The organism is Methanoculleus sp. UBA291 (assembly GCF_002499755.1).
GTDB classification, from domain to species: Archaea; Halobacteriota; Methanomicrobia; order Methanomicrobiales; family Methanoculleaceae; genus Methanoculleus; species Methanoculleus palmolei.
In genome coordinates, this window is sequence record NZ_DANC01000033.1 from 1 (window position 1) to 25,403 (window position 25,403).

Below are 25,403 nucleotides of genomic sequence, written 5' to 3' on the forward strand. Positions count from 1 at the left end.
GTCTGGACCTCCGGCCGGGTCCTCGACGAGCGCTTCCAGGCACTCGGCGAGGACCCGGCCGGAGGTCCAGACCCTCTGGGCGGCCTCCCCTTTTCCCCAGCGGACGTAGTCGGCGAGGTCGAGGTCTTCCGCGAGCCCCCTGAGCCGGGTCATATTCACCAGGTTCATCTTCCGGTTGGTGATCGCGCCTTTATCGTGCACCCCGCCCATGACGACCGCCTCCACGACGACCACGTTGATGACCGCATCGCCGAGGGTGGCAAGAGCGTCCATGTGGGTCTCGGGGGGAAGGCCCGCCTCCAGGGTGTACGCGAGGCGGGTGAGCGCCCGCTCAAGAAGTGCGTGGTCATTGAAGGTGTAGCCGATCCGCTCCTCAATCTCTGCCGGATCGTGGCCGGCGTCACTGTGGCGCATAAAAAAGAGGGGGTTACTCCACGACTTCGGCCTTCTCGATCCGGACGGGCGTCTTTGGCTTGTCGGAAGAGCTCGTCTTCACCTTCGCAATCTTGTCGATGATGTCCATCCCCTCAACCACCTCGCCAAAGACCGGGTGGGCGCTCGGCGTCTTGGGGTTGTCCCAGTCGAGGAAGTCGTTGTTCACCAGGTTGATGAAGAACTGGCTGCCGCCGCTGTTCGGGCGGCCGGTGTTCGCCATGGCGATCGTCCCGCGGGCGTTCGAATGGCCCTTCACGAACTCGTCGGTGATGGTGTAGCCCGGGCCGCCTGTCCCGGTGCCGGTCGGGTCGCCGCCCTGGATCATGAACCCGGCGATCACCCGGTGGAAGATCGTGCCGTCATAGAATCCGGATCTCGCCAGTTTTGCAAAGTTCCCCGCAGTCACGGGCATGTCGTCGTAAAGGCGAATCGTAATATCTCCCATGGTCGTGTGGAGCACGACCTGCGTTCCATTCGTCTGGTCAGTCATAAGAAAATCTCCGTAAGGTATTGTCCGCCGTTGCTACTTATATGATATGCGGGGGTATGCCCCCTCACGCACCGGTCTCCTCACCGGGGTAGAACGGACATTCATACCCCGTGCAGTCCTGGTTTATGGTGGCGTACTCGCACGCGATATGTTCCGTCACCGGGAGATGGATATCGCACTTCTCGGCGAGGAACTTCACCGCCTCGCCGATCGCGAGCCACGAGTCCCGCTTGCAGCAGCGCGGCCCGCCGCTTACGGCAATCGCCGTCAGGCTCCGCGCCGTCATCTGGTTCGAGAGCGACCACTCCTCCTTCTTCAGCGGGCCGGAGTGCGTGATCAGGCTCATGAAGATCCCGGTGCCGATCGCCGCGCCGCAGGTCCCGTGGGTGCCGCAGAAGGCTGGCTGGACGGCTTCGGCCCGCTTCCTCGCCTGCCGGAGCGCCGGGTCCTTCTTCTCCGGGCTCCCCCGGTGGTTGTAGTATGCCGCGATCAGGACGGCCGGCACGAGAAAGTGGTGCTCCGGGCCGTGGAGGCTGATCTGGGGACGCTGCATGATCCTGCAGGCGATTGCGAGCGGGTCCTCGAGCGTCGTCGTCCTGCAGACCTGCTCGATCAGGTCGAGGTTCGAGAGCGCGCGGTCGGCCCCGGAGAGGGTGTCCTCCCCCTGCGGTGCCTTCTCCGGTCCTTTTTCACGCGGGACGAGGTTCTTTCTGCAGGCCGTGCAGGCCTTCTCCTGGTCCATGGATACTCCTGGCGCCGGATCTCGCATAAGAGTTTCGGGGCCGGTTCCCATCCGCCAGTAAACCACAATGTTTTAACAATAACAGCAAGTAAAAGTGTTTTATACCGAAAGCCACAATGTATACCCATGTACTCCGGAGCAAACGTCAACCCGGACCCCGGCCGGGAGATTCCCTTACCCCCCTGTTCAGCCCTCATAACCGGGGGTCTCCCCGGATGAGCGACCGGACACCGGTCTTCATCATCACCGGCGAGCAGGGCCAGTGCAAGACGACGTTCCTGCACCTGGTTCTCGGGTTCACCGTCGGGCTGAACGTGCGGGTCCGGGGCGTGATCTCTCCCGGCTACGTGCGGGACGGGCGGAGGTCGGGGTTCGCCCTCATCGACCTCGCCACCGGTGAGGTCGAGGAACTCTCCTCAATCGACCCCGATCCCCGGTGCGAGATTCACGGCCGGTTCTACTTCCGGCCCGAAGGGCTCGCGTTCGGCCGCCGGGCGCTCGCGCCGCCGGACCCCCGGGAGACCGATCTTGTGGTCATCGACGAGGTGGGAAGGTTCGAGCTCCAGGGTGAGGTTTGGGCGGAGCAGATCGACCGGCTGCTCGCGCACCCCCATCCCCCCATGATCTGGACTGTCCGGCGCCGGCTCCTCAATACGGTCATCGAGCGCTGGAAGATCGCAAACCCCGTCGTGGTGGACGTCGGGACGGCAAGCGTGATGGCGACGGCAGGCGACGTGATGGATGCCGTCTGGGAGTGGCGGGAGGCGCAGACGGCCTCCGGGGCTCCAGATTTCCCGCTCCCCGGGGGCCGCATCGCCGGCGATCCCCCGCTGCTTGCGGATGCAGCCGCCGGAGCCTCGCCAAACGCCCCGGTAATTCTCCGGCGATGCTATGGCCCGGAGGAGTGATGCGCTCAGGGCTGCTGCCCGTCCCGGATCGCCCCAATCACCACCCCCACGAGCCGCTCGATCTCGTCGAACCGCGGCTCCGCCATGCCGTTCTTCACGATCCCGCACCCGGTCGCGACGACGTGCAGGTCCGGCTCGACCCCGATCTCCCGGAGTTTTTTGAGCGCACAGGTGTCTTCGCAGCCGTCCAGCGCGAGGACACGCCCCGCGGAGCGTGTCGCCTCCTCGAGCGAGGCCGGCGGGCGGTTTGCCGGGAGCAACGCCTCCACGGATTCCGGGTACCGCTGCCAGACCACCATGCCTGCCCGGGCGGTCAACTTCCCGGTGTTCGAGAGGCCTGAACACGTGACGAGGGTGACGGGCTCCGCCACGGACTCACTCCAGCTCAAGGGCTTTTGCGGCCGCCCGCCCGATCAGTTCCGGCGGGATTGCCTCGTACTCCTCGCCGTTGTAGCAGAGCGTCCGGCACTCCGCGTCTCCCCCGCAGGAGTCGCAGGATGCACAGGAGCAGGATGCGGCAGTCACCTCGACCCCCGCGAGAAGTTCCTCGATCGGCACCCCGTTGAAGAGGAGAGCCTCCGAACCGGCGGGGGCATCATCGGGGAGGACGGTCTCATCCACCCGGACGCTGATCCCCTCCATCTCGAGGAGCATCCGGATCTCCGCGAGAACGGCCGAGAGCGTCATTCCGGTCTCCTCAAACTCTTCGGCGGTCTTCTCGATCTCGTTCCCGATGTGCTTCCATTCGATGACGAGTTCCTTCTTCATGGTATCATCTTGGGAATCGACGGGACATCTTTCTGTCGCCTCTCCGCCATGCCACCGGTCCCGGAGCCGGGGGGCAGCGTTCAGCATCGCAGGTGATCGTCTCTGCAGACGTCTTCACCGCGGACATTCTCCTCATTCCCGGCGGCCCAGACCCGTCTCCGGTCGGGCCCGACTCAGGAGACGCCAGATCCCGACCAGCGCGATCATATTCATATATTTGAATATACCAATTTGTGGATATGCAGGGGAGGATAAAACTGCTGAAAGCTCTCGCCGACGAGACGCGGATAAAGATCGTCCAATGCCTGATGGACGGCGAGCGATGTGCGTGTACACTCGTGCCGGCCGTCGGAAAGGCACAGCCGACGGTTTCGCAGCATCTCAGGGTCCTGGAGGAGGCCGGGGTTCTCGAGTCGCGGAGGGACGGTGTGAACATCTGGTACAGGATCAGGTCGGGCCAGGCGGTCCAGATCCTGGAGATCCTCGATATTCAGAAGATTGAAGTACCGATTTCCTGTGGGGGATCACCATGACGAACAATGGTGTGAGAGTATTCGAAGGAGCGGTCTCCTGTTCGGGATCTCCACGCCAGGAGATGGAAGCGAGATGAGCACCGCATCATCAACATCCGATACCGATACGGTTACCCTGCAGATTCAGGGGATGGACTGCACCTGCAACGCCGACCTGCTCGCCCGGAAACTGGACGCCCTTGCCGGCGTCCGGGGCCACGAGATTACGCCGGTCACCGGCCAGGCCCGGATCACCTACGATCCCGCGATCGTCAGTGTCCAGGAGATCATCCGCACCGTCGCTGAGACGGGGATGACCGCCTCGCAGGTGCGGAGCGAGGGGCGGAAGAGCACCTGGTGGCGTGAGCCGCAACAGCTCGCCCTCTACGGGAGCTTCCTCACCGCGGTGATCGCCTTCGCCGCGGGATACCTCGGGACGTCGCTCACCATCGTGAACGGGCTCTACCTGCTCGCCGTGCTCATCGGCGTCTACTACCCGGCACGAAAGGCGCTGATCGCGCTCAAGAACCTGACGCCGACGATCCACCTGCTCATGCTGATCGGCTCTGTCGGCGCGATGGCGCTCGGACTCTGGGGGGAGGCCGCGGTCCTGATCATCGTCTACTCGCTCGGCGACGTCCTCGAGTCCTACGCCGTGGATAAAGCCCGGGGTGCGATCCGGTCGCTCATGGCGCTCGTGCCGAAAGAAGCGCTGGTCCGGCGCAACGGCCGCGAGACCATCTGTGCGGTCGAGACGATCAGCGTCGGCGAAGTCGTGATCGTCCGACCGGGCGAGCGGGTGCCGGTCGACGGCACGGTCGTCGCGGGGTCGTCGTATGTCGACCAGGCAGCGGTCACGGGAGAACCGGTTCCCGTGCACCGCGGCCCCGGCGAGGACGTTTTCGCCGGGACGATCAACCAGAACGGGTCACTCGAGGTCCGGGTCACAAAACCGGCGTCCGAAACGATGCTCTCCCGGATCATCCTCTCGGTCGAGGAGGCGCAGGCGAAACGGACATCATACCAGCGATTTTCGGACTCCTTCGGGAAGTGGTACACGCCGGTCATGTTCGTCCTCGGGGTGCTGGTCGCCACCGTGCCGCCGCTCTTCTTCGGTGCCGAGTGGTACCCGTTCATCTACCGCGGGCTCGTCGTCTTCGTGGTCTCGTGCTCCTGCGGCCTTGCGCTCTCCGTGCCCGTCGCGGTGGTGGGCGCAATGGCGAACGCTGCAAAGCAGGGAACCGTCTTCAAGGGCGGCGCCTACCTTGAGACCATCGAGACGGTGAAGGCGATCGCGTTCGACAAGACCGGGACCCTGACCATCGGACGGCCCGCGGTCACGGATGTCGTGACCTTTGACGATCTCACCGGGGATGAACTGCTCGACCTTGCCGCCTGCATCGAGTCGCGGTCAGGCCACCCCCTCGCGGCCGCGATCGTCCGGAAGGCTCGCGAGAGCGGGACGTTCTCGGGTCGGCCGGCCGTTCAGTTCGAGGAGACGGCCGGGCGCGGGGTCGCGGCGACGGTGGACGGCCAGGCATGCCGCATCGGCAGCCCCCGCGCCATGCTCGAAGAGGGTATCGAGATCGGTCACGCGGAGGAGACGATCGCCCGGATCGAGGGTGAAGGCCGGACCGTGGTCCTGGTCAGCCGCGACGGGACGCTCGCCGGCCTGGTCGCGATCGCCGATGAGGTGCGGCCCGGCGCTGTCGAGGCCTTGCAGCGGTTAAAACACGCCGGTGTCCGGACCGTGATGTTGACCGGGGACAACGAGCGGAGCGCCCGGGCCATCGCACAGCGTGTCGGTGTGGATGAATACCGGGCGCAGCTCCTGCCGACGGATAAGGTCGACGTGGTGCGGCAGTTGAGAGAGCGGTACGGTGCAGTGGCCATGGTCGGCGACGGCATCAACGACGCACCGGCCATGGCCGCCGCGGACGTCGGCATCGCGATGGGCGCGGCAGGCACGGACATCGCGATCGAGGCCGGCGACGTGGTGCTGATGTCCGACGACCTCGGGAAACTGGCGTATGTGCGTGAACTCTCGCACCGAACGGTCACCGTGATCCGGCAGAACATCGCCGTCTCGCTGATCAACGTCGCGTTCATGGTCGTGGCGGCCCTGCTCGGCTACCTCGGGCTGGTCACGGGCCTGCTCCTGAACGAGGGGAGCGCGGTCTTCGTGATCTTGAACGCCCTGCGTCTGTTGACGTGGCGGAGCGGTGCCGAACCTGAGAGCCCCGCTGTTGCCCAAATAGGGGCTCCCGCCATTCCGACTGCAGCGCAGGCGACGGCGACTGTTGGCTGCTGTTCCTGTGCCGCTCCTGCGGGCGATGTGCTACCCGTTCCTTCAACGGCCGGAGCCGGTTGCTGTTCGTGCGGAGAGCCGCAGATCTCCGTCGCCGCCGGGGCGACAGGTTCGTGCTGTTCCGGCGCGGAGGACGTTGGTGCGGCATCGACGGCGACAGCCTCCCCGGGGGCCGGATGTTCCTGCGGTGATACGTCGCTCGACTGGGATTTGCCGACCTCAATCCTCGTCGAGACAGAAGGTTGCTGTTGTTGCGGAGAGCCTGCCGACGAGGTGCTGCCTCCAGCCCCCATCCCCGGCAACGGTTCCGGATCGTCCGGTCCTGCGACCGCGACGTTCCGGCTCGAAGGGCTCGGTTGCGCCTGTGAGGGGCAGATGGTCGAGAGACGGGTGAAGGCCCTGAAGGGGGTGACCACTTTCACCCTGAATGGGATCACGAACCAGCTGAAGGTCGCCTACGACCCGGCCGCTGTCTCGGTCGACGATATCGTGATGGCGGTGAAGAAGGCGGGCGTGACCGCGGTCCCTGGGGACCGGCGCTGATTGCAGTTACACGGACCAAATCGAGGCGACTTGATGCAACAAAAGACGATGATTATGCTGGTCGATGGTCGATCCCCGGGGCTGGACGTCGCCAGCCCGGGGGCTGGCACACCCCCGGACACCACGGAGAACAACCATGGCTGAAACTATGAAACGGCTCTCGTTCCTTGATCGCTACCTGACTCTCTGGATCTTCCTTGCGATGGCGATCGGGATCGGGATCGGCTACTTCTTCCCCTCGGTCCCGCAGGCGATCACCGGCTTTGCGGTCGGCACGACCTCGATCCCGATTGCGATCGGCCTGATCGTGATGATGTACCCGCCGCTCGCGAAGGTCCGGTATGAGGAACTCGGCAGCGTCTTCCGCGACCGGAAGGTGCTGGGCTTATCGCTCTTCCAGAACTGGGTCGTCGGCCCGGTCCTGATGTTCGCCCTCGCGGTCCTCTTCCTCGCCGACCGGCCGGAGTTGATGTACGGCCTGATTTTGATCGGGATCGCGCGCTGTATTGCGATGGTGATCGTCTGGAACGACCTCGCTGGCGGGAGCTGCGACTACTGTGCCGCGGTGGTGGGCTTAAACTCCGTCTTCCAGGTCTTCTTCTACTCGATCTACGCGTACATCTTCATCACGGTTCTGCCGCCGCTCCTCGGGATCGGGACCGGCACCGCGATCAGCATCACGATCGCCGAGATCGCGACCTCGGTCTTCATCTACCTCGGCATCCCGTTCATCGCCGGGTTTCTGACCCGCTTTATCCTGCTTCGGGTACGATCGAAGGAGTGGTATGAGACCCGGTTCATCCCGCGGATCTCGCCCCTGACCCTCGTCGCCCTGCTCTTCACGATCATCGTGATGTTCTCGACCCAGGGGGCGAACATCATCCAGGTCCCGTTCGACGTCGTCCGGGTCGCGATCCCGCTCCTGATCTACTTCCTCGTGATGTTCTTCGTCGCGTTCTGGATGAGCCACCGGCTCAACGTCGACTACCCGCGTTCGGCGACCCTGGCCTTCACAGCAGCGTCGAACAACTTCGAACTCGCCATCGCCGTCGCTGTTGCGGTCTTCGGCATCGGCTCGCAGGTCGCATTCGCCACCGTGATCGGCCCGCTCATCGAGGTGCCGATCCTGATAGGGCTCGTCAACGTCGCGCTCTGGCTCAAAAAACGGTGGTACGCGAATGAGCCGGCCGCACAGTGCGCCATCGATCAGGGGGTCGTATGAACCCTGTCCTGCCTGCACCTGCGTGGAATTGAGGGGGAGGTCTTGACAGCCCGCGAAGAGGTTCGAGAGAGGGTTCGGCGATCAACGTCCGCCTGCTACCAGGAGGCGCCAACGGGGTCCCGGGGACAGGTCCTCTGCGACCCCGGCGCCTCCCCCCAATAACCGGGAGCCCTGATGGGCAGCGGATCTCCCGAGCGGCACGGGTATGATGCCGAAGAGGATGTGAGGGGATCTTGTTCAACGAGCGCTCTCATCTAGGCATTAATTCGGACCCGTTTCAGGTCGTACCACCCTTTTCCCAGCAGTGTAAGTCCGATGATGATGAAAATAGCGGAATGGATGCCGTAAACCCAGGTCTCAAACCCGGAGTCGCCATAAAACAGATTCAACCAGAAGAACGGGCACGCCAGTCCGAAGAACGCGAACCCTGCACCGACTTTCATCCGGCTTTTTATCCGTCGCTCGTTGGAAGACATGGGGCCTTTTCCGTGTAGAGTAATCTGTCCATGCACTACTTAATTGAAGTTCATGGTCCGTTTCTCATTCCGATAACATTGAATCCCTGTAGCACGCAGCAGGGACCTGCAGGACGGTTCAGACCGGTCACGGACAGGAGCCTGGTCCCCACGCATACGCGCCGCGTGGGGGAGGGAAACGGCGCGGGCCCGGAGAACGATGGTAGACCCTGCACGACGGTGGTATTCAACCTCACCCAATCAGCATTGCCGCGAGGAGGTAGACCCCGATCCCGATGAAGAGCACCCCGACGATGCGCCGCGTCCAGTACTCGAACCTCTCCGCCGCCTTCATCGCGCTCCCCACCTTCGCGATCCCGGTCACCATGATCAGCGAGAACGCGATCACCGGCAGAGCGGTCGCGACGGCAAAGACCGCCGGTACCCCGAGCGGGTCAGAGGTCCGGAGCGCCAGCGGGACGAGCATCGCAAAGAAGAGCACCGCCGAGAAGGGGCAGAAGGTCAATGCGAAGAGCACGCCGAGGATGAAACTTCCCGCGAGCCCCCGGTCGGCGACCCGCTCCTTGAATGCGGCAAACCGCCTGCTGCCGCCCCGAAAGGAGGGGAGCGGGACGAGATCGAGCATCACGACCCCGATCGCGATCAGCAGCGGGCCGACGAGCACCTCGCCCCAGGTCTGGAGGAAGAGCGAGATCCCCTGAACGGAGAGCCCGAGGGTCACAATCGCTGCGGCGATGCCGACGTAGACGACCATCCTCCCCGCGCTGTAGAGCGCCCCGGCGAGGAGGGTCTGCCCCGGGTTACCGATCCGGCGGGAAAGGTAACCGATCGCGGCGACGTTCGTCGCGAGCGGACAGGGCGAGAGGGCCATCATCAACCCGATGAAGAACGCGGCGACGAGGGGAACACTGCTCGTCCCCATCGTCTCCATGAACCCCATCAGGCTCATTGCGAGAAGTCCCCGGCGAGACGCATCCCGATCAGCGTCTTGAGATACTGCATGAATCCGGGCTTGTCGTTGAGTTTGTACCAGACCCGGGTATCCTCCTCTTTGGAGAACCCACCCTGGTCGTCGTAGGTGCCGATCCAGAGCGACGAGCCGGTCGCCCCGTAACGCTCGACGATCTCCTTCTTTTCCGGGTCGGCGACATCGACGTGATCGAAGACGAGCTTCCCTGAGCCGAGTTCACCGGGGAAGTGTGTCTTCACGGTCTCTTCGGCGTAGTCGCCGAGCACCACGCAGGAGTAGCACTGGTTCGGCGCGGTGAAGTGGATGACTTCGACTTTCGTGACGGTGCCGTTGAGCGGCGAGATGGTGGCTGCATCCGCTCCGCCTGGTGCTGCCGTACACCCTGCGAAGAGGGCGGTGAAGGCGAGGAGCACCGCCAGCGCAACTAATGGCAGGACCTTTCGTCCGGTTATGCTGCAGGCAGGCCCCCGGGGCACGCGCGGGGCATCAGGACTGCATGGTTGTTTTGTTTTCATCAAGGACACTCCTGTCGCTGGATTGGCTGTTACAATTTGGTTTGAAATGATTCTGTGTTCTTGTGCAGGTTGATATATATGCTTTATCCAGGGGTGCTCCATCACCGCATCCCCCTGCCGGAAATATCGGCTCTCCTCCACTGCGTGTCGGGGGCGATCCGCGGCAGCGGTCACTCCGGCTCACCCCGCTTCTTTGCCCGGGTGATCTTCCTGCGGTGGAGATCCTCCCGCTCCTGCTCCTCGATATACCGCAGGGTCTCGACGATGCGGGGTATCAGCACCCTGTCCATCGCGTTCACCTTCCGGCGTGTCCGTGTGATACTCCTCTCAAGCGCCCGGAGAGTCTCCTCCTCTTCCCCGAGAAGGAGCGCCAGGTACAGCACCCGAGAGAAGCAGGCTGCAGCAAGGACGATATGGGGCGACGCACGGTCGACGATCTCTATCCATGGTGTTCCGACCGCCACCTCGGACCTGACCACGGGCGTCCCGGCCGCTTCGAGAGTCCGGCTCCAGTCTTCGAGAACCTCGCTGGCGTATTCGATGGCCGCCCAGGAACGGCTTCCGCCTCCCGCTTCTCGACGGTATGGAAGAAGGCAATCTCGCCGGCCCCGGTGCCGACCAGCTCGCGGACGGTGCAGAACATCCGTTTGGTGGTGTCGGAGGGGGCGACTGGGAAGAGTACGGTTGAGAGCATCGAACTCGCCACGCTATAGTTGTCGCCGTAATATAACCGCTTCGAGGGTCATGGCACCCGGTGCGGGATCGCTGCCCGGTCCATCCGCCTGCCGCCCGGACAGTCGAGTTACGGGGCGAAAACGGCTGGTCGTCTCTCTAATGGCCAGCAAAGCGGCAGACACGCTCTCTCCGGCGTAATCGTCCATGGTCATCAGTGAAGTCCTCACTGTCACTGGTATCAAACCTTTTCAAAAAAAAATTGAATCAGTGCGGAAGGCTCATCCGTAACGAAGAACAGGCTGTTTGAAGTGGTATTGAGGAGACCACGCCGGACGGAGCGTCCCGGTGCACTTCAGGAATCGATGAAGCAGGAAACTAAATGATATCTGAGGATACTCATCCAATCCACAGAGAGGAGGCAGGGCATGCGAGCCGAGCGAGGAGCGTCAATCGACCTGGATATCCCATTTTACCGCCAGCATTACGACTTCACGTGCGGTCCGGCCGCACTGATGATGGCTCTGAAATACCTGGATGACAGCGTGCGCACTGGAACGGATCTCGAGATCGATATCTGGCGGGAAGCAAACCTCATTGCCGTCCGCGGGACAAGCAGGTACGGCCTGGCATTTTCTGCGGCCGTCCGTGGATTTTCTGCCGGAGTTGCCAGCAACACGGGGAGAATCGATTTCGTTGAAAAGGTCGTTCCACCTCTGAGCGATCCGAAAATGCAACTGCTTAGAGAGCAATTTTTCGAAAGAAGAATCCGATGCAGAAGGCTGGGGGTCCGGGAACGACGGCAAGCAATCACCGGCAGAACCATCCGCACCTCGCTCTCCCTGAACCGTGTTCCGTTGATCGTGATAAACTCCCTGGTATGCAGCAACGAAGACCTGCCCCATTGGGTTGTGGTGACCGGAATCGATGACGCGTTCCTTTACTACAACAATCCCCTTGATGCCGTTCACCGAAAAAGAAAGACCAGGATATCCACTCTCAAGGAGTTTATCGGATACCATGGCGACCAATCCATGGTGGAGGTCTGGAGGGAGTGACCCCTGCCGTTCTGCGGTTCGTGCGTACCGGACCACTGAATCTACCGGGAGTGTGTCACATGTGATCAGGTATGGCCGGGCAACCCGCGGTTCATCCCCTGATCGCTTCAAGCACGGCAGCTGAAAGGCGCTCGATCTCGTCGAATCGCGGTTCGGCCATCCCATTCTTCTCGATACCGCAGTCAGTTGCGACAATATGCAGGTGCGGCTCGATTCCGAGCGCCTGCACCTTCTTCTTCCCGCAACAGTCGCCGCACCCATCCAGCACCAGGACGCGATCCGCGTGCCGGACCGCATTCTCCAAGGACGCCGTCGGCCGGGTGGCCGCAAGGCACGCCTCGACCATCCCGCCGTAGCGGCGCATGAGCGCCGCACCGGCCTGGGCGGTCAGCTTTCCGGTGTTCGAGATCCCGGAACAGGTGATGACGGTGACCGCCATCGTCACGCTTCTCCGAACGTCGTATCGATCCAGGCGGTGATCTCGTCCCGGATCCGCCGGACACCGGCCATGATCTCCTCATCGGTGCCGGTGAGGTTCGAGGGGTCCGGGAACTCCCGGTGGATCTCCTCCTTCGCCCAGGGGAAGAAGGGGCAGAGCCCTCCTTCACAGACGGCGACGAGGAGATCCATCTCCTGCTCGTCGAACACACCAAGATCCTTTGAGCGGTGGCCGGAGATGTCGATCCCGATCTCGGCCATCGCCCGGACCGCGTAGGGGTTCAGGGTTCCCGGCGCGGTGCCGGCCGAGAAGGCCTCATAGCGGTCGCCGTAGCGGGCGTTCAGGTAGCCTTCCGCCATCTGCGAGCGGGCAGCATTGTGGGTGCAGACGAAGAGGACTTTCTTCTTCATGGTATCACTCCAGCCCGAGCGCTTTGAGTGCCGCCCGGGCGATCAGCTCCGGCGGGATCGACTCGTAACGCTCGCCGTTATACTCGATTGCCCGGCACTCCGCGTTATCCTGCCCGGTGATGCAGGCGCAGGAGGCGCAGGGCGTAGTTGTGACCTCCATACCCTCGATGAGTTTCTCGAGCGGCACGCCGTTGAAGAGGATGCTGTTCGACTCTGCGATCGCTTCATTCTCGAGGGCGGTCTCGACAACCCGGACCGCGATGCCCTCCTCCTCTAAGATGGGGCGTATCTGCTCGACTACGTCTATCACCGTCCGTCCAGTCTCACCGCACCGCTCGCAGGTGTTCTCAATGTCTCTTCCGATATGCCGCCATTCGACGACGAGAGTCTCCGCCGGCCCCTCGCAACCGCAATCGGTACCGCAACCGCAGCCGCATCCACCGGAGACCTCAGACTTCTGCTCCTGCTTCTCTCTTCCCCGCCCCTCCCAGGCGGCGGAGACAACCTTCTCCACGTCTTCTTCGGAGAGATCGAGGCTTCCGCCCTTCTCGATCCCGAGGTCCGTGACCACGATCTCCTGGTCGGGTGTAATCCCGGCCCGCTCGGCGATCTGGCAGGCGCACCCGACCGGGCAGCCGTCGATGACGATCACCTCGTCCGCCGTCTCGACCTTCTTCTTGATCGAGGGTGTCCCGACGGCAAGTGAGGCCGTGCAGGCGATATTTCCGTATCCTTCCTCCGTCAACTGGACGGCAGCCTCGTTCGAGAGCTGGCCGGCCTTCGATGCGCCGGCGCAGGCGAAGATGATCCGCTTCGTTCCGCCTTCCGGCTCCGCACCACCCCCACAGGCACACCGGGGCACTGTCTGTTCTGCCATCTCACTTCTCTCCGAGCAGTATCTGTTTGATATCCTCAACGCAGGGGACGTGGCCGACGACTTTGGCCTCGCCGTCAACGTAGAGCGCCGGCGTCAGCATCACGCCCCGCTCGATCATCGCATCGAGGCTCTCGATCTTGCGGATCTCCGCATCGATCTTGAGTTCCCTGACCGCGATCTCGACATTTTTGATCATCCGCCCGCACTTGGCGCAGCCGGTCCCGAATACTTCAACCAGCACCATCTCTCAGACTCCTTTGCAGGGGAAGAGGGATCTCACCCCTGCAGGATCTCCTTGATCTCCTTGACGTCCGCCACCCGGCCCGAGACCTTCAGTTCCCCGTCGACGGCAAGAGCCGGCGTCAGCATCACGCCGCGGTCCATGATCTCGGTGATATCGTCGACCTTGACGACTTCGGCCTCGATGCCGAGTTCCTTGATTGCCGTCTCCACGTTCTTTGCGAGCCGCTTGCATTTGGCGCAGCCGGTTCCGAGCACTTCCACCTTCATCGTTTCTTCACCTCGTTCTGGTACTCACGAAGGAGCGCCGCCCGGTAGAGCGGTTCCGCTTCCTTCGGGATGTAGTTGTAGATCTTTACCTGTTTCATCAGTTCACCGCCGATAGCAATCTCGCCAGAGAGGTTAAGGGCGACCGTATCGGCCAGGATACCGTCGAGCATCGCAAGCCCAACGACGACCCCGCCGACATCGATCCGGCGGATCCGGCGCATGGCCTCGGCGGCGCAGCAGGGTTTCTCTCTCTTCTTTGTCTCCATAGGTTCTCCCCTATATGAGTAGCATCCCGTTCCCGAAGAGGAACCCGGCAATGGTCGCGAAGACGACCACCAGCGCCACGTAGGCCGCTGTCTTCTTCGCCCCCATGATCCGGTGGATGACGAGGACGGAGGGGAGGCTGATCGTCGGCCCGGATAGCAGGAGGGCGAGCGCCGGACCGCTGGCCATCAGCCCCGACGAGTAGCCAAAGGTCGTGCCGATGATCGGGACCTCAAGCAGCGTCGGCATGTAAAGGATCGACCCTGCGATCGCCGCAAGGAAGTTCGCGCCGAGCGAGTTGTTCCCGAAGTAGGGCTGGAAGGTCTCCGGCGGGAGGAAGAAGGCGATGATCCCGACAAGGAATGTCCCGGCGATCAGGATCGGAAAGATCTTCTTCGTGAGATCCCAGGTCTCCATCCCCCAGTCGGTCACCTCGTCCCGGTCGTAATAGTAAATGAGCAGGACGGCGATCGCGAGCGTGAGAATGTAGACGATGCCGAGCCGGAGCGCCCAGTCAAGCGGCGAAGCGCCGAAGACCAGCACCCCGACCAGGAGGGCGAAGAACGCCGGCGTGACCCAGCGCGGTTTCTCTTCCTCGCATGCCCCGGCGACACTCGGCGCCATCGCCTTCTTCTTGAGCGTCTCGACGTCCGTCGACCGGAAGATCAGCGCCATGAGAAGCCCGATGACGATCGCGAGCACGACCGCCGAGATCGCCCGTGCTATCCCGAGGTCGAAGCCGAGCACCCATGCGGTGTAGATGATCGCGAGGATGTTGATGGCGGGACCTGCAAAGAGGAACGTCGTTGCCGGGCCGATGCCGCTCCCTTTCTTGAGGATTCCGGCAAAGATCGGGAGAATGGTGCAGCTGCAGACCGCGAGGATCGTCCCCGAGACCGATGCTATCCCGTAGGAGATGTGCTTGGGCGTGTCCGGGCTGAAATACTTCAGTATTGCATCCTTCTTGACGAAGGCCGCGATGGCTCCGGCGATGAAGAACGCCGGCACCAGACAGGTAAGGACATGCGCCGAGAGGTAGTCGAGCACGGAGGCAAGCCCCGATGCAAGGGCGCCGATGAGTATGTCAATCATAGTTAGTTCCTTTACATTGCTCCAATGTCTGTATCGGTGTGTAATTCAGGCGATCCCGGCCGTGGTGACGGTGCCCGTTTCAGCTCCTCACCGCCCCCATGTCCCTTCGGACGGCTCCGGCTCCGCCTGCAGCATATAGTGACGGCTGTATTCGGTTATGGCTAGCAAATTCCTCATCGTCATCAGGAGGGCCACGCCGATCATGAAGGCGACCGCGACGATGAGGATAGCCAGCAGCACCCGGGGGAGTTCCACTCCGATCGGGACTGTCAGCAGGGGGTCGGCCGTCTTTATCCCCCCTGCTCCACCGCACTCTTCCGGAAGAAGAGGTTGCAATGGCAGTGACCCTCAACCGCGATCTCCTCCTTGTGGTAGACACAGGGGCAGGCAATCTTCGCATCTTCTTCCGGCACGCCTTTCCGGATGCGGCAGGGACAGAAGCGCTCGCCATGCCTGAGCTGGTTCCGGGCAAGCCCCCGGAGGACAGCGTTTCGCACCCGTTCGTCCGGGTTGAGCACCAGGTCGTGTTCGCGGGCGTACTTCTCCGCCCAGGTACGGATCTCTTCGACCAGTTCGTCCTCGGTCAGGGTCGTCGGTTCGTCGGCCATTCTCCGCTTCCGGTCACTCTTTCTTCTCGTCCGTCTTCTTCGACACGACCTTCACGCCGCCGCAACTGCAACTGCAGCCGCAGTCGTTTTCCGGCGCAAGGAGTCTCTTGATCCGTCCGGCGAGGCTTTCCTTTGGGTTCTTGCTGGTGTCGTCTGTCATGGTGCTACGCCCCACTCTGTTTCAATATTATTTGAAATAGTGTGAGCGCCACCACCCTATAATGGTTCTGGTTTCAAAACGAGTTGAAGGAGTTGTCACCAGGCATGACGACATCCGGTAGCCACCGGGGGTGGCAGGGCATTTCCCGTTGAGCTTGCGAGCCTGCCCCCTGTGCAGCCGCTCTTTGTCTGCTTCACCAGAGCGGTGCTCGGGCCGGCAGACTCAAAACCTTCCTGCCACCTCCCGGTCCTGGAGAAGGCAGGGCTGATCGTCGGCGGGCTGCAGGGGAACCGGATCCTCTACGCTCTCCCGATCCAGGGAGACCGGCGAGCTGCAGGAGGTTGCGGATGCCCGAACCGCCAAGACATCGGGAAGCATGCCAGGTTGCTTGCCGACGATATAATTCCCCAACACCAGGTAATCCAGACCGGTGGAGAAGAAGCAGCGGATAGCATCCTGCGGCGATTCCACGATCGGCTCGCCCATCACGTTGAAACTCGTGTTCAGTAATACCGGGACGCCGGTGAGTATCTCGAACTCCTTCAGCAGGCTTTTTGAGGGGGTCGAACCCCCATGGGGGGTCCCGGCGGCTCATCGGGCCGGCATTGTCGACCGATGAAAAGAGACAGCACCGTGGAAACCCGGGAGGTCCTCCGGCCGATGACAGCCGATCGTCGGAAGAGAAGATCCGATGCGTTCGTACCCTTCGCTTGACCCCGGCGAGCGCCAACGGGTGCGCATCGCTGATGATGACCCGCTCCGGCCTTCTCCCCCACGGTCAGGATGCTCCGTACGACCCTGCTGCCGCCGATGGAACCGATGCTCATAGTGCCCATGCTTTTTTCTCCTCTGCTGTTGAACGGTTAGTTCGTACGCCGTGTGAGAGCAGCGAAAGGTTATAGATGTTTTCATTTCAGATTCTTTTGAAATATCGAGTGTGATGTCCCGATGGCAGAAGACAAAAAATACCAGGATGCATCCCTGCCCCTCCCTCCTGACGTCGAGGAGTCGCTCTGCCGGTGCGGGGGCATCGCAGGGCTGACGGGGCAGTTGCCGGGAGACGATCTCCTGAAAAGAGAGAGTGCTCTTTTTCGCGCACTCGCCGACCCCCTCCGCCTCAAGATCCTCGCCATGCTCGCGGTGCAGCCGCTCTGTGTCTGTGTCATCAAGGCGGTGCTCGGGATAGCGGACTCGAAGCTCTCCTACCACCTCTCCGTCCTGAAGAAGATGGGACTGATCGCCGGCGAGGCGCAGGGAAACTGGATCATCTACCGGCTGACCGCCGATGGCACCGCCTGGACAAGACAGGTGATAGGCGACGCCGGGAGTCGAAAAAACGGGTGAATCCCGGGTCCTATACCCCGAGACCCTCTAAGAAGATCCGGTGCAGGCGCAAGTCCCTGCCAAGCTCCGGGTGGAAGGCGAACGCCATGTGCCGACCGTGCCGGACGACGACGATCCCCTCCGGTATGCGGGCGAGCACCTCGACGCCGCTCCCGATCTCCGTCGCCGCCGGGGCCCGGATGAAGACCGCCCTGAAGGGTTCGGTGAGGCCCGCGATGTTGAGAGACGTTTCACGGGAGTTGATCTGCCGCCCGAAGGCGTTCCTCGCTACATGCATCGGGATGAGACCCAGGGTCCGCACCCGGGGATCGTCAACCCGGTCCGCCGCGAGGACCATCCCGGCGCAGGTAGCGAATATCCCGCCCTCGAACCCCACGAGCGGCTCATAGAGCCCATTTTTTTCAATCAGCCGGGAGATCGTGGTGGACTCCCCGCCCGGGATCGCGAGGGCGTCGAGGTCCGCAAGGTCCTCCGCATGCCGGACCGGACCGACCGTCGAACCCGGCCGGTCTATAAGCGCCTCGCGAAACGCCGCGATATGCTCCGCGACATCGCCCTGGAGCGCGAGAACGCCGACCTTAACGCCCACGGGTCTGCAACACCTCCCCTTCCCGGAGCATATGGACGTCGAGGCCCTTCATTGCCTCCCCGAGGCCCTTGCTCACCTCGGCGATGACCTTCGGTTCATCGTAGTGGTTCACCGCCTCCACGATCGCCCGGGCGGTCGCCTCGGGGTTTCCCGACTTGAAGATGCCAGACCCGACAAAGACCCCGTCGGCACCGAGCTGCATCATCAGCGCCGCATCGGCAGGCGTCGCGATCCCGCCGGCGGAGAAGTTCACCACGGGAAGGCGGCCGCGGTTCGCGCACTCGACGACGAGTTCCGCCGGCGCCTCGATCTCGCGGGCACGGTCGACGAGCTCCTGCCTGTTCATCCCCTGCAGGAGCCGGATCTCGCCCATGATCGCCCGCATGTGGCGGACCGCCTCCACCACGTTGCCGGTCCCGGCCTCGCCCTTCGTCCGGATCATCGCCGCCCCCTCGTTGATCCGCCGGAGCGCCTCCCCGAGGTCCCGGGCGCCGCAGACGAACGGGACCGAAAACCGGGTCTTATCGATATGGAACTGCTCGTCGGCCGGGGTCAGCACCTCGCTCTCGTCGATCATATCCACGCCGAGCGCTTCCAGGACCTGCGCCTCGACGAAGTGGCCGATCCGGGCCTTTCCCATCACCGGGATGGAGACCGCATCGATGATCTCGACGATCCTCTGCGGGTCGGCCATGCGGGCCACGCCCCCGGCCGCCCTGATATCGGCAGGGACTCGCTCAAGCGCCATGACGGCGACGGCGCCCGCCTCCTCGGCGAGCCGCGCCTGCTCTGCGTTGACCACGTCCATGATGACGCCGCCCTTCTGCATCGACGCAAAGCCGCGCTTGATAAGCTCGGTCCCAAACCTCAGTTCCTCGAGTTTCATTACCTATCTATAGCACATGTACCCCAATAAAAATAGTGCGGCGATCTCCAGGATCGCAAAGATGACCGTCGCCGCCCGGACCGCACGGACGATTCCGGCGCCCGCCTCCGCAAGGGTCCGCTCCGGGTCCCCTATCGTATAGACGCCGGGCTTCTCGAGCCGTATCCCGACGCCGCCGGCGATGACGGCCATCGGGATCCCGCCGTTGAACCCGGGGCGCTTCTTCCTGTCCCGGCAGAGCACCGCCCATGCCGGGGCGAACCGGCCCTTCGCCGCAAAGTAGGCGAGGAGGACGAGGCCCGTGAGCCGGGCCGGGATGAAGTTTGCGACATCGTCGACGCGGGCCGGAAACCACCCGATCCGGAGCCGCTCGTCCCGGTAACCGAGCATCGCGTCCAGGGTGTTGACCGCACGGAAACCGGCGGCTCCTGCAAGGCCGAAGATCCCGAAGTAGAAGAGCGGGGAGATGATGCTGTCGACGAGGTTCTCGGTCATCGACTCATAGGCAGCCGAGAGGACGTGCTCGCGGTCAAGGCGAGCCGTATCCCGGCTCACCATCATACCGACCGTCGAGCGGCCCGCATCGATGCCGCCGTCCCGAAGCGCCCGCGCCACAGCGACGGTATGCTCCTCGAGCGCCCGCCAGGCCAGGCAGACCTTGAGGAGGAAAGGCGCGATGAGGAGATAGAGATACCACGGGGCCGCAAACTCTACGAGAGCGAACGGCGCGGCAAAGAGCGCCACGGTCGCGAGGGTCCCCGCGACCCCGACCACCCGCTGGATGCGGAGCGGGTAGCGGTCCGGGACCCCCCACCACCCGATGAACCGGCCGAGGACCGCCACCGGATGATACCGGGAGTGCGGGTCGCCGAGCAGCCGGTCCACCAGCAGCGCCGCGGCGACTACGACCGCTGCCGCAGCCATGCGAGGATGACCCCGAGGAGCAGCGCCGCAAACGCCGCGGCGTTCAGGAGGTCGACCCGGTAGACCGCCCACAGCCCGTAGAGGGCCAGGGCAACGGCGCCGATGACGAGGACCGGGGCAAAAGGCCGCCACTCACGCGAGATCGCCGGGGCAACCGCTGTCGGAGCCATCTCGACCGGCTCGGGCTCCGGTGCTGCCCGCTCCCTGACTGCGACCCGAAACTCCGCTCTCCTGGTGCCGTACCCGGTGATGACCTCGACGGAAAAGACACCCGGACAGGCATTTTCCCGGATGGGGATGCGGAACTCCACGTCCTCGTCGACGTAGAGGTTCTCATGGTAAAAATCGGTGAAGGCCGAGGAGTCCCCCGAGGCGAGGGTGATGTGGAGCGGCGAGCCGTGGTTGACGATCCAGAGGACGAGGTCGCTTCCCGGGGTCGCCTCGACCTCGCCCGGGACCTCGATGGCGTTGATCCCCCGGCGGTTGAGATGAATCTCCGACACGGTGGGATCAGTCCTCGCAGGCGGTCTGCGGGAGGAGGTTCGGGATGCCTTCGCTGATGGGGTAGTCGACGCGACACGCCGCGCACCGGAGACTGCCCTCCAGCACCTCCTCACCGCTCTCCTCGGTCACCGAGAGGACGAGATCCCCCTTGCAGACCGGACAGCAGAGGATCTGCATGAGGCTCTTTCTCATAGTTCCCCCCGGAGATCGATGATCTGGGACATCTCGGGGCCGGTCGAGATCAGGGTGACGGGCTTGCCGATATCCTCCTCGGCCTGCGCGATGAAGTCTTTCGCCTTCCCGGTCAGCCGGTCGTAGTCCGTCGCGCCGAAACAGGCCGGGTCGATCCGATCGATGCCGGTGATCGCCGCCTGGGTGCACCCGTTGATCATCGCCGAGTAGTGCGCCATCTTCCCGTCCCAGGTGCCGATGCGGCGCTGCCGGTGGGTGACGGTGCCGAACTCCTCGATACCGAGTTCATGCGACCGCTCCACCGACATCTCGGTGGAGAAGGGGCCTTCGCCGACCCGGGTCGGGTAGGCCTTGAAGACGACGATGACATCGTCGATCCGGGTCGGGCCGACGCCGTTGTCGGCGGCGATCTGCGAGGCGGAAGTATCTTTGCTCGTCACGTAGGGGTAGGTCCCGAAGTAGAGCGAGATCCCGAAGCCCTGGGTCCCCTCGAGGAGGACCGTCTCACCCTTATCCAGGGCGCAATTGACGTCCTCGGCCACATCGGTGATGAAATCAGCCAGTTCCGGGACGTCTTTTGCCTGCCGGGACGTGCGGAGGACACGGTCGGCGTTCGCCGGACCGCACCCGGTCCCGGTGCTCCCGATCTTCTCCCGGAGGTGCTGGCTCCCCTTATCCCGGGCGATATGATCCTCTTCGATGATACCGCACCGCCCGTCGACAAAGGTCCTGTCCCGGGCACCGAGCAGGTCGACCTCACGCAGAAAGACCCGGGGATCGACGAGCACGCCGCTCCCGATCATGAGGGTCGCTTCCGGGTAGACGAACCCCGAGGGAACCATCCGGACCCCGTACGCCTTCTCTCCGATACGAACGGTGTGTCCTGCGTTCGGACCGACGCCGCCCCGGGAGATGATGGATGGTCTGTCCTGGTGAGCGACATGGGCCACTATCTTTCCCTTTCCTTCGTCACCAAAGAACCCGCCGACGATAATAGTACAACTCATTGTTCTATCATGTAGGATGGAGCGATACTTGGTGATAAACATTACAATGTGATACCGGAAAAGCGGTCGCCCCGTTAAAAAGGAGCCGGAACCGGCCCGCCCGGATATTTCCGCACAGCCGGCACTCCGCGCCGGGAAAACGAGTATCGGCCAGAATAGGCCGCATTTTCCCGATCCGTCGGGAAGGGGAGGAGCGCAAGGCCCGGGATAAAATTATATCCGCCTTCGCGAGCGGGAACGATCGTTTCCGGCTGAGCACCATTCTTTCTGAACCCCTTTATTTCCACTGGAAACCTCATCATATGGATATCCGGGGCTGCCGCGTGGAGTTTTTCCCGGAACGACAGGCCGATCTGTCACTGGATTTACCCTATTGGAGTGCGGACGCGAACCTGATGATCCGCCCGGCGTTCCAGTGACGCGATGCGTACCCCGGGGCGGGTGCAACGCGAGCACCCCCGGCCGGTATCGCTGAATTAATCCACATCTCCAGTGGAAATAAAGGGGTTATCCGACCGTCATTCATCTGTCGGACACCAAACTACCGGTTGCCCGGTCAAGGACTTCGTTTAAAAAGGGTTTGATTTTTTCCCGGGGAAATATATGGGGTTATTTTTATTCTATCGACTCCAGGAAGGCGCCTATCCGGGCGAGCGCTTCTTTGAGATCGTCCCGCGAGACCGCGTAGGCGCACCGCACGTGCCCGACGCCGGACGGCCCGAGGACGCTCCCGGGGACGACCGCAACACGCTGTTCGCGAAGGAGGGACTCTGCAAACTCGGTATCGGAGAGACCGGTGCTCTTCACCGAGGGGAAGGCGTAGAACGCACCCTTCGGGATGTGGCAGGTAAGACCGAGTTTGTTCAACCCGTCGACGAAGAGGTTCCGCCGGAGCCGGTACTCCCGGACCATGGCGTCCTTCTCGGCTTCCCCGATCCTGAGCGCCTCGTAGGCGGCGACCTGCCCCATCACCGGGGCGCAGAGCGCGACGTACTGATGGATCTTCAAGGCCGCCGCGGTGATCGCCGGGGGGGCGCAGAGGTAGCCGATCCGCCACCCGGTCATGGCGAAGGCCTTCGAGAACCCGTTCAGGGTGATCGTCCGGTCGCGAAGTTCGGGGATCCGCGCCGGCGAGAAATGGTCGCCGTCGTAGGTGAGCTCGGCGTAGACCTCGTCGCTGATGAGGAGGAGGTCGTGGTCGACCAGGAGATCGGCGATGCCGCGCCAGTCCGCTTCCTGCATCACGCCGCCGGTGGGGTTGTTCGGGAAGTTTGCGATGAGCGCCTTCGTCCGCGGGGTGATGCTTTCTGCAAGCGCATCGGCCGTCAGCCGGAACTCGTCTTCAGCACGGCAGGGGACGGTGACCGGGACCCCGCCGGCGAGGGAGACGCAGGGGGTATAGGAGACGTAGCAGGGCTCGGCGACCAGGACCTCGTCTCCCGGGTCCGTGACGGCCCGGATGGCAATGTCGGCCGCTTCCGAGACGCCGCAGGTGACGATGATCTCCTCCTCCGGACTGTAATGGGTGCCGAACCGGGAGCCAAGATAACGGCTGATGGCGCCCCGGAGCTGGGGCGTCCCCTTGTTCGAGGTGTATGCAGTCGATCCCTGCTCAATGGAGTAGATGGATGCCTCGCAGACGCACCAGGGGGTCACGAAGTCCGGTTCGCCGACGCCCAGGGATATGACGCCCTCCATCGTCTGGACGATGTCGAAGAACCGCCTGATGCCCGACGGGGGTATGGCACGGGCCCGTGCCGAGACGAAATCCCTCAACGCACCTCACCTCTAGAACGAGTAGGGGAGGCGCTCGACCTCGCCGCGCTCGGCGAAGGTGGTGCCGTTCTCCTTGTAGGTCTTCATGATGATATGCGTCGCCGTCTCCCGGATCCGGTCCATGGGAGCGATCTGCTCGGCTACGAACCGGGCGATCTCGTTCATGCTCGGCCCGGTGACCAGGAGCTGGAGGTCGTAGGCCCCGGTCATCAGCCGGAGAGACCGGACCTGCGGGAACCGGGCGATCCGCTCCGCGATCCGGTCGTAACCGAAGTCGCGCTCGGGAGAGACCTTCAGTTCGATCACCGCCGCGACGTTGCCGTCGCCGGCCCGCTCCCAGTCGACGACCGCCCCGTAACGGCGGATGACGCCGGCCGCTTCCAGACGACCGATCCGGTCTTTTACATCCTCTTCACTCACTTCGGCCAGCACCGCAAGTTCGCTTAACGGGGCGCGGCAGTTCTCCTCCAGAAGATGGAGGAGGGTACGGTCCTTCTCGTCCATAGTATCACCTGAACATTGCTTTTAAGCGATTGGTATCGAGTTCTTTGAGTCTCGGGTCGTCGAGCCTCGGGTCGCGGGTGACAACCTCTTCGATCTTGCTCGCCGTTGCATCGAACCACATCTCCTTCGTCCGACCGTAACGGCCCCGTGAGACGACCCGGGTGTTGATGACGCCGAGCATGTTGAGCTCGGAGATGAGGTCCGTGATCCGGCGGTGCGTCAGGACGTCGAGGTCGATGATCCGGGCGATCTCGCGGTAGACCACCGTGACCTCGCCGCTCGTAAAGATCCGTTTGCCCATCTGCTCAAGGATCAGCATCGCGTAGAGGACCGCCTTGCTCTGGGTCGGAAGAGTAGAGATGCACTCCACCATGCTGTCGGTCTCGATCTTCTCCTGAGCCATCCGGACGTGCTTCTCGCCCACGACCGTGGCGTTCTCGCGGTCGGCAAGTTCTCCCGAGACACGAAGGAGATCGAGCGCACGACGGGCGTCTCCGTGCTCCTGCGCCGCGAGCGCCGCACAGAGCGGGATGACCGCCTCCTCGAGCGCCTCCTCGATGAACGCCAGTTCGGCCCTCTGCTGGAGAATGTCGCAGAGCTGCGGGGCGTTGTAGGGGGGAAAGACGATCTCCTCCTCGGAGAGCGAGGAGAGGACCCGGGGGTCCAGGAAGTCGGTGAAACGGAGGTCGTTTGATATCCCGATGATGCTGACTTTTGCAAACTTCAGGTCGGAGTTGATCCGGGTGAGGTTGTAGAGGGTATCGTCGCCGCTCTTTTTCACGAGTTTGTCGATCTCGTCGAGGATGATGACCATGACCCCGCCGTTGTTTTCAAGCTGGTTCTTCAACTCCATATAGACCTGATCGGTCGGCCACCCGGTCATCGGGATGTGATTTCTGGTGCTGTCGCTCGGGTGCTGGTCGACGTCGTCGAGGCAGTTTGCGATCTGGGCAAGGACCCGGTACTGGGTATCGATTACCTCGCAGTTGAGGTGAACGATCTTGCACTTCGTCCCGGCAAGCGCACTGGCGTTTTCGAGTTCCGTTCCCACGTACCGGGCCGATGCAGTCTTCCCGGTCCCGGTCTTGCCGTAAATGAGGATGTTCGACGGGGTCTCGTTCGTGAGGGCAGGAGCAAGAATTGAAGCAAGTTCGTCGATCTGCGGCTTCCGGTGAGGGAGGATCTGGGGACGATAACTGTGGCGCAGTACTTCCCTGTTCTTAAATATACGCCTATTGGTCAGGTATTTTTTAAATAATCCCATTGGGTTGGTCTTATCGTCCGACATGATGTCACCGGAGGGGGTTACCAGGACAGGAGATTCTCGTGTCGAGGACCCTTAATGTGATCGCTCTCAGGACAGATAACCCCTTCGTTTCCAGTGGAACGCAAAAACGATCGATCATCGGTGAAAGAGGAAGGGAATGCACGGCCGATTGCCGATAGAATGAGATTGAATAAGTCGAAACAACGGTGATTCGAGAAGGATGTATCTTACGGACGGATCGGCTGCGGTGGCGGACTCCCGGAGGGGTGATCGGCGATCACCCCGACCCCTTCATTTCGACTGGAACGTGATGATGATACAGGAGACCTGTATCATTCAATCAAAAGTGATGATGAGCTATGTGTACCTCTGCAACTCAAGATATAAAGTTTTATCGTAACATGACAGGATAAACCGGATCGTCTCCAATT

The 25,403-nt window shown here is 62.8% G+C and carries 35 protein-coding genes; 6 read left to right on the plus strand and 29 right to left on the minus strand.

Annotation, left to right across the window (positions count from 1 at the left end; genetic code table 11):
- The 3 genes from BP737_RS08010 to BP737_RS08020 all read right to left on the minus strand — a co-directional run.
- Nucleotides 1-414, minus strand: a 414-nt coding sequence (locus BP737_RS08010) for a ribonuclease III domain-containing protein (RefSeq protein WP_342686101.1), incomplete at its 3' end; no start/stop codon positions are given.
- 13 nt (nucleotides 415-427) lie between these two features.
- Nucleotides 428-925: a peptidylprolyl isomerase gene (locus tag BP737_RS08015; protein ID WP_342686102.1), complete on the minus strand. Its 498-nt coding sequence runs from the start codon at nucleotides 923-925 to the stop codon at nucleotides 428-430.
- Nucleotides 926-989: 64 nt separating this feature from the next.
- Nucleotides 990-1,667: a DUF5714 domain-containing protein gene (locus BP737_RS08020; protein WP_342686103.1), complete on the minus strand. Its 678-nt coding sequence runs from the start codon at nucleotides 1,665-1,667 to the stop codon at nucleotides 990-992.
- Between the two features lie 215 nt (nucleotides 1,668-1,882).
- On the opposite strand from BP737_RS08020, the gene BP737_RS08025 reads away from it, so the two are divergent.
- Nucleotides 1,883-2,575 carry a nucleoside-triphosphatase gene (locus BP737_RS08025; protein ID WP_342686104.1) on the plus strand — a complete coding sequence of 231 codons (693 nt, stop codon included), beginning with the start codon at nucleotides 1,883-1,885 and terminating at the stop codon, nucleotides 2,573-2,575.
- 5 nt (nucleotides 2,576-2,580) lie between these two features.
- Here BP737_RS08025 and BP737_RS08030 read toward each other — a convergent pair whose 3' ends face one another.
- Complete coding sequence (locus BP737_RS08030; RefSeq protein ID WP_292409561.1) at nucleotides 2,581-2,946, minus strand: putative zinc-binding protein; 366 nt, start codon at nucleotides 2,944-2,946, stop codon at nucleotides 2,581-2,583.
- A 4-nt stretch (nucleotides 2,947-2,950) separates the two neighbouring features.
- Nucleotides 2,951-3,343, minus strand: coding sequence for a DUF2703 domain-containing protein (locus tag BP737_RS08035; RefSeq protein ID WP_292409559.1), 393 nt, complete (start codon nucleotides 3,341-3,343; stop codon nucleotides 2,951-2,953).
- Nucleotides 3,344-3,582: 239 nt separating this feature from the next.
- On the opposite strand from BP737_RS08035, the gene BP737_RS08040 reads away from it, so the two are divergent.
- The 3 genes from BP737_RS08040 to arsB all read left to right on the plus strand — a co-directional run bounded on the left by BP737_RS08040 (nucleotide 3,583) and on the right by arsB (nucleotide 7,928).
- Nucleotides 3,583-3,876 carry an ArsR/SmtB family transcription factor gene (locus BP737_RS08040; protein WP_292409572.1) on the plus strand — a complete coding sequence of 98 codons (294 nt, stop codon included), beginning with the start codon at nucleotides 3,583-3,585 and terminating at the stop codon, nucleotides 3,874-3,876.
- A 73-nt stretch (nucleotides 3,877-3,949) separates the two neighbouring features.
- A complete protein-coding gene (locus BP737_RS08045; RefSeq protein ID WP_292409557.1) occupies nucleotides 3,950-6,706 on the plus strand; it encodes a heavy metal translocating P-type ATPase in 2,757 nt (918 codons plus the stop codon).
- Between the two features lie 136 nt (nucleotides 6,707-6,842).
- Entirely contained in the window at nucleotides 6,843-7,928 is a 1,086-nt protein-coding gene (arsB, locus tag BP737_RS08050; protein WP_292383427.1) for an ACR3 family arsenite efflux transporter, read from the plus strand.
- A 254-nt stretch (nucleotides 7,929-8,182) separates the two neighbouring features.
- On the opposite strand, the gene BP737_RS08055 is transcribed toward arsB, so the two are convergent.
- The 4 genes from BP737_RS08055 to BP737_RS08070 form a co-directional block, all read right to left on the minus strand.
- Nucleotides 8,183-8,371, minus strand: a complete 189-nt coding sequence (locus BP737_RS08055) for a hypothetical protein (protein ID WP_292409555.1) — start codon at nucleotides 8,369-8,371, stop codon at nucleotides 8,183-8,185.
- Nucleotides 8,372-8,636: 265 nt separating this feature from the next.
- A complete protein-coding gene (locus BP737_RS08060) occupies nucleotides 8,637-9,353 on the minus strand; it encodes an aromatic aminobenezylarsenical efflux permease ArsG family transporter (RefSeq protein ID WP_292409553.1) in 717 nt (238 codons plus the stop codon).
- Complete coding sequence (locus tag BP737_RS08065) at nucleotides 9,350-9,889, minus strand: nitrophenyl compound nitroreductase subunit ArsF family protein (protein WP_292383431.1); 540 nt, start codon at nucleotides 9,887-9,889, stop codon at nucleotides 9,350-9,352. Before BP737_RS08065 ends, BP737_RS08060 begins: the two co-directional genes overlap by 4 nt.
- Nucleotides 9,890-10,059: 170 nt before the next feature.
- Nucleotides 10,060-10,368, minus strand: a complete 309-nt coding sequence (locus tag BP737_RS08070; protein ID WP_292383432.1) for a V-type ATP synthase subunit D — start codon at nucleotides 10,366-10,368, stop codon at nucleotides 10,060-10,062.
- A gap of 621 nt (nucleotides 10,369-10,989) precedes the next feature.
- Between BP737_RS08070 and BP737_RS08075 the strand changes: the two genes are divergently transcribed.
- The gene (locus BP737_RS08075; protein ID WP_342686105.1) at nucleotides 10,990-11,619 is read left to right on the plus strand and encodes a peptidase C39 family protein; all 630 of its coding nucleotides are present in this window, start codon (nucleotides 10,990-10,992) and stop codon (nucleotides 11,617-11,619) included.
- A gap of 91 nt (nucleotides 11,620-11,710) precedes the next feature.
- Here the strand turns inward: BP737_RS08075 and BP737_RS08080 are convergent, their stop codons facing one another.
- The 11 genes from BP737_RS08080 to BP737_RS14790 form a co-directional block, all read right to left on the minus strand.
- Nucleotides 11,711-12,058 (minus strand): putative zinc-binding protein, encoded by a 348-nt coding sequence (locus BP737_RS08080; protein WP_292383745.1) that lies wholly within the window; start codon nucleotides 12,056-12,058, stop codon nucleotides 11,711-11,713.
- A gap of 2 nt (nucleotides 12,059-12,060) precedes the next feature.
- Nucleotides 12,061-12,468, minus strand: coding sequence for an arsenate reductase ArsC (locus BP737_RS08085; RefSeq protein WP_292383436.1), 408 nt, complete (start codon nucleotides 12,466-12,468; stop codon nucleotides 12,061-12,063).
- Between the two features lie 4 nt (nucleotides 12,469-12,472).
- Nucleotides 12,473-13,345 (minus strand): putative zinc-binding protein, encoded by an 873-nt coding sequence (locus BP737_RS08090; RefSeq protein WP_292383438.1) that lies wholly within the window; start codon nucleotides 13,343-13,345, stop codon nucleotides 12,473-12,475.
- A gap of 1 nt (nucleotide 13,346) precedes the next feature.
- Nucleotides 13,347-13,589 carry a thioredoxin family protein gene (locus BP737_RS08095; RefSeq protein ID WP_292383440.1) on the minus strand — a complete coding sequence of 81 codons (243 nt, stop codon included), beginning with the start codon at nucleotides 13,587-13,589 and terminating at the stop codon, nucleotides 13,347-13,349.
- Between the two features lie 32 nt (nucleotides 13,590-13,621).
- Nucleotides 13,622-13,855 (minus strand): thioredoxin family protein, encoded by a 234-nt coding sequence (locus BP737_RS08100; protein WP_292383441.1) that lies wholly within the window; start codon nucleotides 13,853-13,855, stop codon nucleotides 13,622-13,624.
- Nucleotides 13,852-14,121 carry a hypothetical protein gene (locus BP737_RS08105; protein ID WP_292383443.1) on the minus strand — a complete coding sequence of 90 codons (270 nt, stop codon included), beginning with the start codon at nucleotides 14,119-14,121 and terminating at the stop codon, nucleotides 13,852-13,854. The genes BP737_RS08100 and BP737_RS08105 overlap by 4 nt, the downstream gene beginning before the upstream one ends.
- Before the next feature lie 10 nt (nucleotides 14,122-14,131).
- A complete protein-coding gene (locus BP737_RS08110) occupies nucleotides 14,132-15,211 on the minus strand; it encodes a permease (RefSeq protein ID WP_292409549.1) in 1,080 nt (359 codons plus the stop codon).
- Nucleotides 15,212-15,298: 87 nt separating this feature from the next.
- A complete protein-coding gene (locus BP737_RS08115) occupies nucleotides 15,299-15,547 on the minus strand; it encodes a hypothetical protein (protein ID WP_292561715.1) in 249 nt (82 codons plus the stop codon).
- Nucleotides 15,502-15,819 (minus strand): ferredoxin-thioredoxin reductase catalytic domain-containing protein, encoded by a 318-nt coding sequence (locus BP737_RS08120; protein WP_292409545.1) that lies wholly within the window; start codon nucleotides 15,817-15,819, stop codon nucleotides 15,502-15,504. The genes BP737_RS08115 and BP737_RS08120 overlap by 46 nt, the downstream gene beginning before the upstream one ends.
- Nucleotides 15,820-15,832: 13 nt before the next feature.
- Complete coding sequence (locus tag BP737_RS08125) at nucleotides 15,833-15,979, minus strand: hypothetical protein (RefSeq protein ID WP_292409544.1); 147 nt, start codon at nucleotides 15,977-15,979, stop codon at nucleotides 15,833-15,835.
- Nucleotides 15,980-16,201: 222 nt separating this feature from the next.
- Nucleotides 16,202-16,528: a carbamoyltransferase C-terminal domain-containing protein gene (locus BP737_RS14790; protein ID WP_363318321.1), complete on the minus strand. Its 327-nt coding sequence runs from the start codon at nucleotides 16,526-16,528 to the stop codon at nucleotides 16,202-16,204.
- Between the two features lie 399 nt (nucleotides 16,529-16,927).
- On the opposite strand from BP737_RS14790, the gene BP737_RS08135 reads away from it, so the two are divergent.
- Nucleotides 16,928-17,323 carry an ArsR/SmtB family transcription factor gene (locus BP737_RS08135; protein ID WP_292409541.1) on the plus strand — a complete coding sequence of 132 codons (396 nt, stop codon included), beginning with the start codon at nucleotides 16,928-16,930 and terminating at the stop codon, nucleotides 17,321-17,323.
- Between the two features lie 10 nt (nucleotides 17,324-17,333).
- On the opposite strand, the gene pdxT is transcribed toward BP737_RS08135, so the two are convergent.
- The 9 genes from pdxT to BP737_RS08180 all read right to left on the minus strand — a co-directional run bounded on the left by pdxT (nucleotide 17,334) and on the right by BP737_RS08180 (nucleotide 24,993).
- The gene (pdxT, locus tag BP737_RS08140) at nucleotides 17,334-17,912 is read right to left on the minus strand and encodes a pyridoxal 5'-phosphate synthase glutaminase subunit PdxT (RefSeq protein ID WP_342686106.1); all 579 of its coding nucleotides are present in this window, start codon (nucleotides 17,910-17,912) and stop codon (nucleotides 17,334-17,336) included.
- Nucleotides 17,902-18,798, minus strand: a complete 897-nt coding sequence (gene pdxS / locus BP737_RS08145; protein ID WP_292409539.1) for a pyridoxal 5'-phosphate synthase lyase subunit PdxS — start codon at nucleotides 18,796-18,798, stop codon at nucleotides 17,902-17,904. The genes pdxT and pdxS overlap by 11 nt, the downstream gene beginning before the upstream one ends.
- A gap of 3 nt (nucleotides 18,799-18,801) precedes the next feature.
- Nucleotides 18,802-19,722 (minus strand): adenosylcobinamide-phosphate synthase CbiB, encoded by a 921-nt coding sequence (gene cbiB / locus BP737_RS08150; RefSeq protein WP_292409537.1) that lies wholly within the window; start codon nucleotides 19,720-19,722, stop codon nucleotides 18,802-18,804.
- Nucleotides 19,701-20,225, minus strand: coding sequence for a DUF7524 family protein (locus tag BP737_RS08155; protein ID WP_292409535.1), 525 nt, complete (start codon nucleotides 20,223-20,225; stop codon nucleotides 19,701-19,703). The genes cbiB and BP737_RS08155 overlap by 22 nt, the downstream gene beginning before the upstream one ends.
- Before the next feature lie 7 nt (nucleotides 20,226-20,232).
- Complete coding sequence (locus BP737_RS08160) at nucleotides 20,233-20,418, minus strand: methytransferase partner Trm112 (protein ID WP_292409533.1); 186 nt, start codon at nucleotides 20,416-20,418, stop codon at nucleotides 20,233-20,235.
- Nucleotides 20,415-21,425, minus strand: coding sequence for an adenylosuccinate synthetase (locus BP737_RS08165; RefSeq protein ID WP_292409531.1), 1,011 nt, complete (start codon nucleotides 21,423-21,425; stop codon nucleotides 20,415-20,417). Before BP737_RS08165 ends, BP737_RS08160 begins: the two co-directional genes overlap by 4 nt.
- A gap of 615 nt (nucleotides 21,426-22,040) precedes the next feature.
- Complete coding sequence (locus BP737_RS08170) at nucleotides 22,041-23,201, minus strand: aminotransferase class I/II-fold pyridoxal phosphate-dependent enzyme (protein WP_292409528.1); 1,161 nt, start codon at nucleotides 23,199-23,201, stop codon at nucleotides 22,041-22,043.
- Between the two features lie 12 nt (nucleotides 23,202-23,213).
- Complete coding sequence (locus tag BP737_RS08175; RefSeq protein ID WP_292409527.1) at nucleotides 23,214-23,705, minus strand: Lrp/AsnC family transcriptional regulator; 492 nt, start codon at nucleotides 23,703-23,705, stop codon at nucleotides 23,214-23,216.
- Between the two features lie 4 nt (nucleotides 23,706-23,709).
- On the minus strand, nucleotides 23,710-24,993 hold the full coding sequence (locus BP737_RS08180) for an ORC1-type DNA replication protein (protein ID WP_292409526.1): 1,284 nt from the start codon (nucleotides 24,991-24,993) through the stop codon (nucleotides 23,710-23,712).
- Nucleotides 24,994-25,403: the final 410 nt, after the last annotated feature.

Coding starts and splice junctions, on each gene's coding strand:
- BP737_RS08015 (WP_342686102.1), bottom strand. CDS start 925: ATGACTGACCAGACGAATGGAACGCAGGTCGTGCTCCACACGACCATG.
- BP737_RS08020 (WP_342686103.1), bottom strand. CDS start 1,667: ATGGACCAGGAGAAGGCCTGCACGGCCTGCAGAAAGAACCTCGTCCCG.
- BP737_RS08025 (WP_342686104.1), top strand. CDS start 1,883: ATGAGCGACCGGACACCGGTCTTCATCATCACCGGCGAGCAGGGCCAG.
- BP737_RS08035 (WP_292409559.1), bottom strand. CDS start 3,343: ATGAAGAAGGAACTCGTCATCGAATGGAAGCACATCGGGAACGAGATC.
- BP737_RS08040 (WP_292409572.1), top strand. CDS start 3,583: ATGCAGGGGAGGATAAAACTGCTGAAAGCTCTCGCCGACGAGACGCGG.
- BP737_RS08045 (WP_292409557.1), top strand. CDS start 3,950: ATGAGCACCGCATCATCAACATCCGATACCGATACGGTTACCCTGCAG.
- arsB (WP_292383427.1), top strand. CDS start 6,843: ATGGCTGAAACTATGAAACGGCTCTCGTTCCTTGATCGCTACCTGACT.
- BP737_RS08055 (WP_292409555.1), bottom strand. CDS start 8,371: ATGAAAGTCGGTGCAGGGTTCGCGTTCTTCGGACTGGCGTGCCCGTTC.
- BP737_RS08060 (WP_292409553.1), bottom strand. CDS start 9,353: ATGAGCCTGATGGGGTTCATGGAGACGATGGGGACGAGCAGTGTTCCC.
- BP737_RS08065 (WP_292383431.1), bottom strand. CDS start 9,889: ATGAAAACAAAACAACCATGCAGTCCTGATGCCCCGCGCGTGCCCCGG.
- BP737_RS08075 (WP_342686105.1), top strand. CDS start 10,990: ATGCGAGCCGAGCGAGGAGCGTCAATCGACCTGGATATCCCATTTTAC.
- BP737_RS08080 (WP_292383745.1), bottom strand. CDS start 12,058: ATGGCGGTCACCGTCATCACCTGTTCCGGGATCTCGAACACCGGAAAG.
- BP737_RS08085 (WP_292383436.1), bottom strand. CDS start 12,468: ATGAAGAAGAAAGTCCTCTTCGTCTGCACCCACAATGCTGCCCGCTCG.
- BP737_RS08090 (WP_292383438.1), bottom strand. CDS start 13,345: ATGGCAGAACAGACAGTGCCCCGGTGTGCCTGTGGGGGTGGTGCGGAG.
- BP737_RS08095 (WP_292383440.1), bottom strand. CDS start 13,589: ATGGTGCTGGTTGAAGTATTCGGGACCGGCTGCGCCAAGTGCGGGCGG.
- BP737_RS08100 (WP_292383441.1), bottom strand. CDS start 13,855: ATGAAGGTGGAAGTGCTCGGAACCGGCTGCGCCAAATGCAAGCGGCTC.
- BP737_RS08105 (WP_292383443.1), bottom strand. CDS start 14,121: ATGGAGACAAAGAAGAGAGAGAAACCCTGCTGCGCCGCCGAGGCCATG.
- BP737_RS08110 (WP_292409549.1), bottom strand. CDS start 15,211: ATGATTGACATACTCATCGGCGCCCTTGCATCGGGGCTTGCCTCCGTG.
- BP737_RS08120 (WP_292409545.1), bottom strand. CDS start 15,819: ATGGCCGACGAACCGACGACCCTGACCGAGGACGAACTGGTCGAAGAG.
- BP737_RS08125 (WP_292409544.1), bottom strand. CDS start 15,979: ATGACAGACGACACCAGCAAGAACCCAAAGGAAAGCCTCGCCGGACGG.
- BP737_RS08135 (WP_292409541.1), top strand. CDS start 16,928: ATGGCAGAAGACAAAAAATACCAGGATGCATCCCTGCCCCTCCCTCCT.
- pdxS (WP_292409539.1), bottom strand. CDS start 18,798: ATGAAACTCGAGGAACTGAGGTTTGGGACCGAGCTTATCAAGCGCGGC.
- cbiB (WP_292409537.1), bottom strand. CDS start 19,722: ATGGCTGCGGCAGCGGTCGTAGTCGCCGCGGCGCTGCTGGTGGACCGG.
- BP737_RS08160 (WP_292409533.1), bottom strand. CDS start 20,418: ATGAGAAAGAGCCTCATGCAGATCCTCTGCTGTCCGGTCTGCAAGGGG.
- BP737_RS08165 (WP_292409531.1), bottom strand. CDS start 21,425: ATGAGTTGTACTATTATCGTCGGCGGGTTCTTTGGTGACGAAGGAAAG.
- BP737_RS08175 (WP_292409527.1), bottom strand. CDS start 23,705: ATGGACGAGAAGGACCGTACCCTCCTCCATCTTCTGGAGGAGAACTGC.
- BP737_RS08180 (WP_292409526.1), bottom strand. CDS start 24,993: ATGTCGGACGATAAGACCAACCCAATGGGATTATTTAAAAAATACCTG.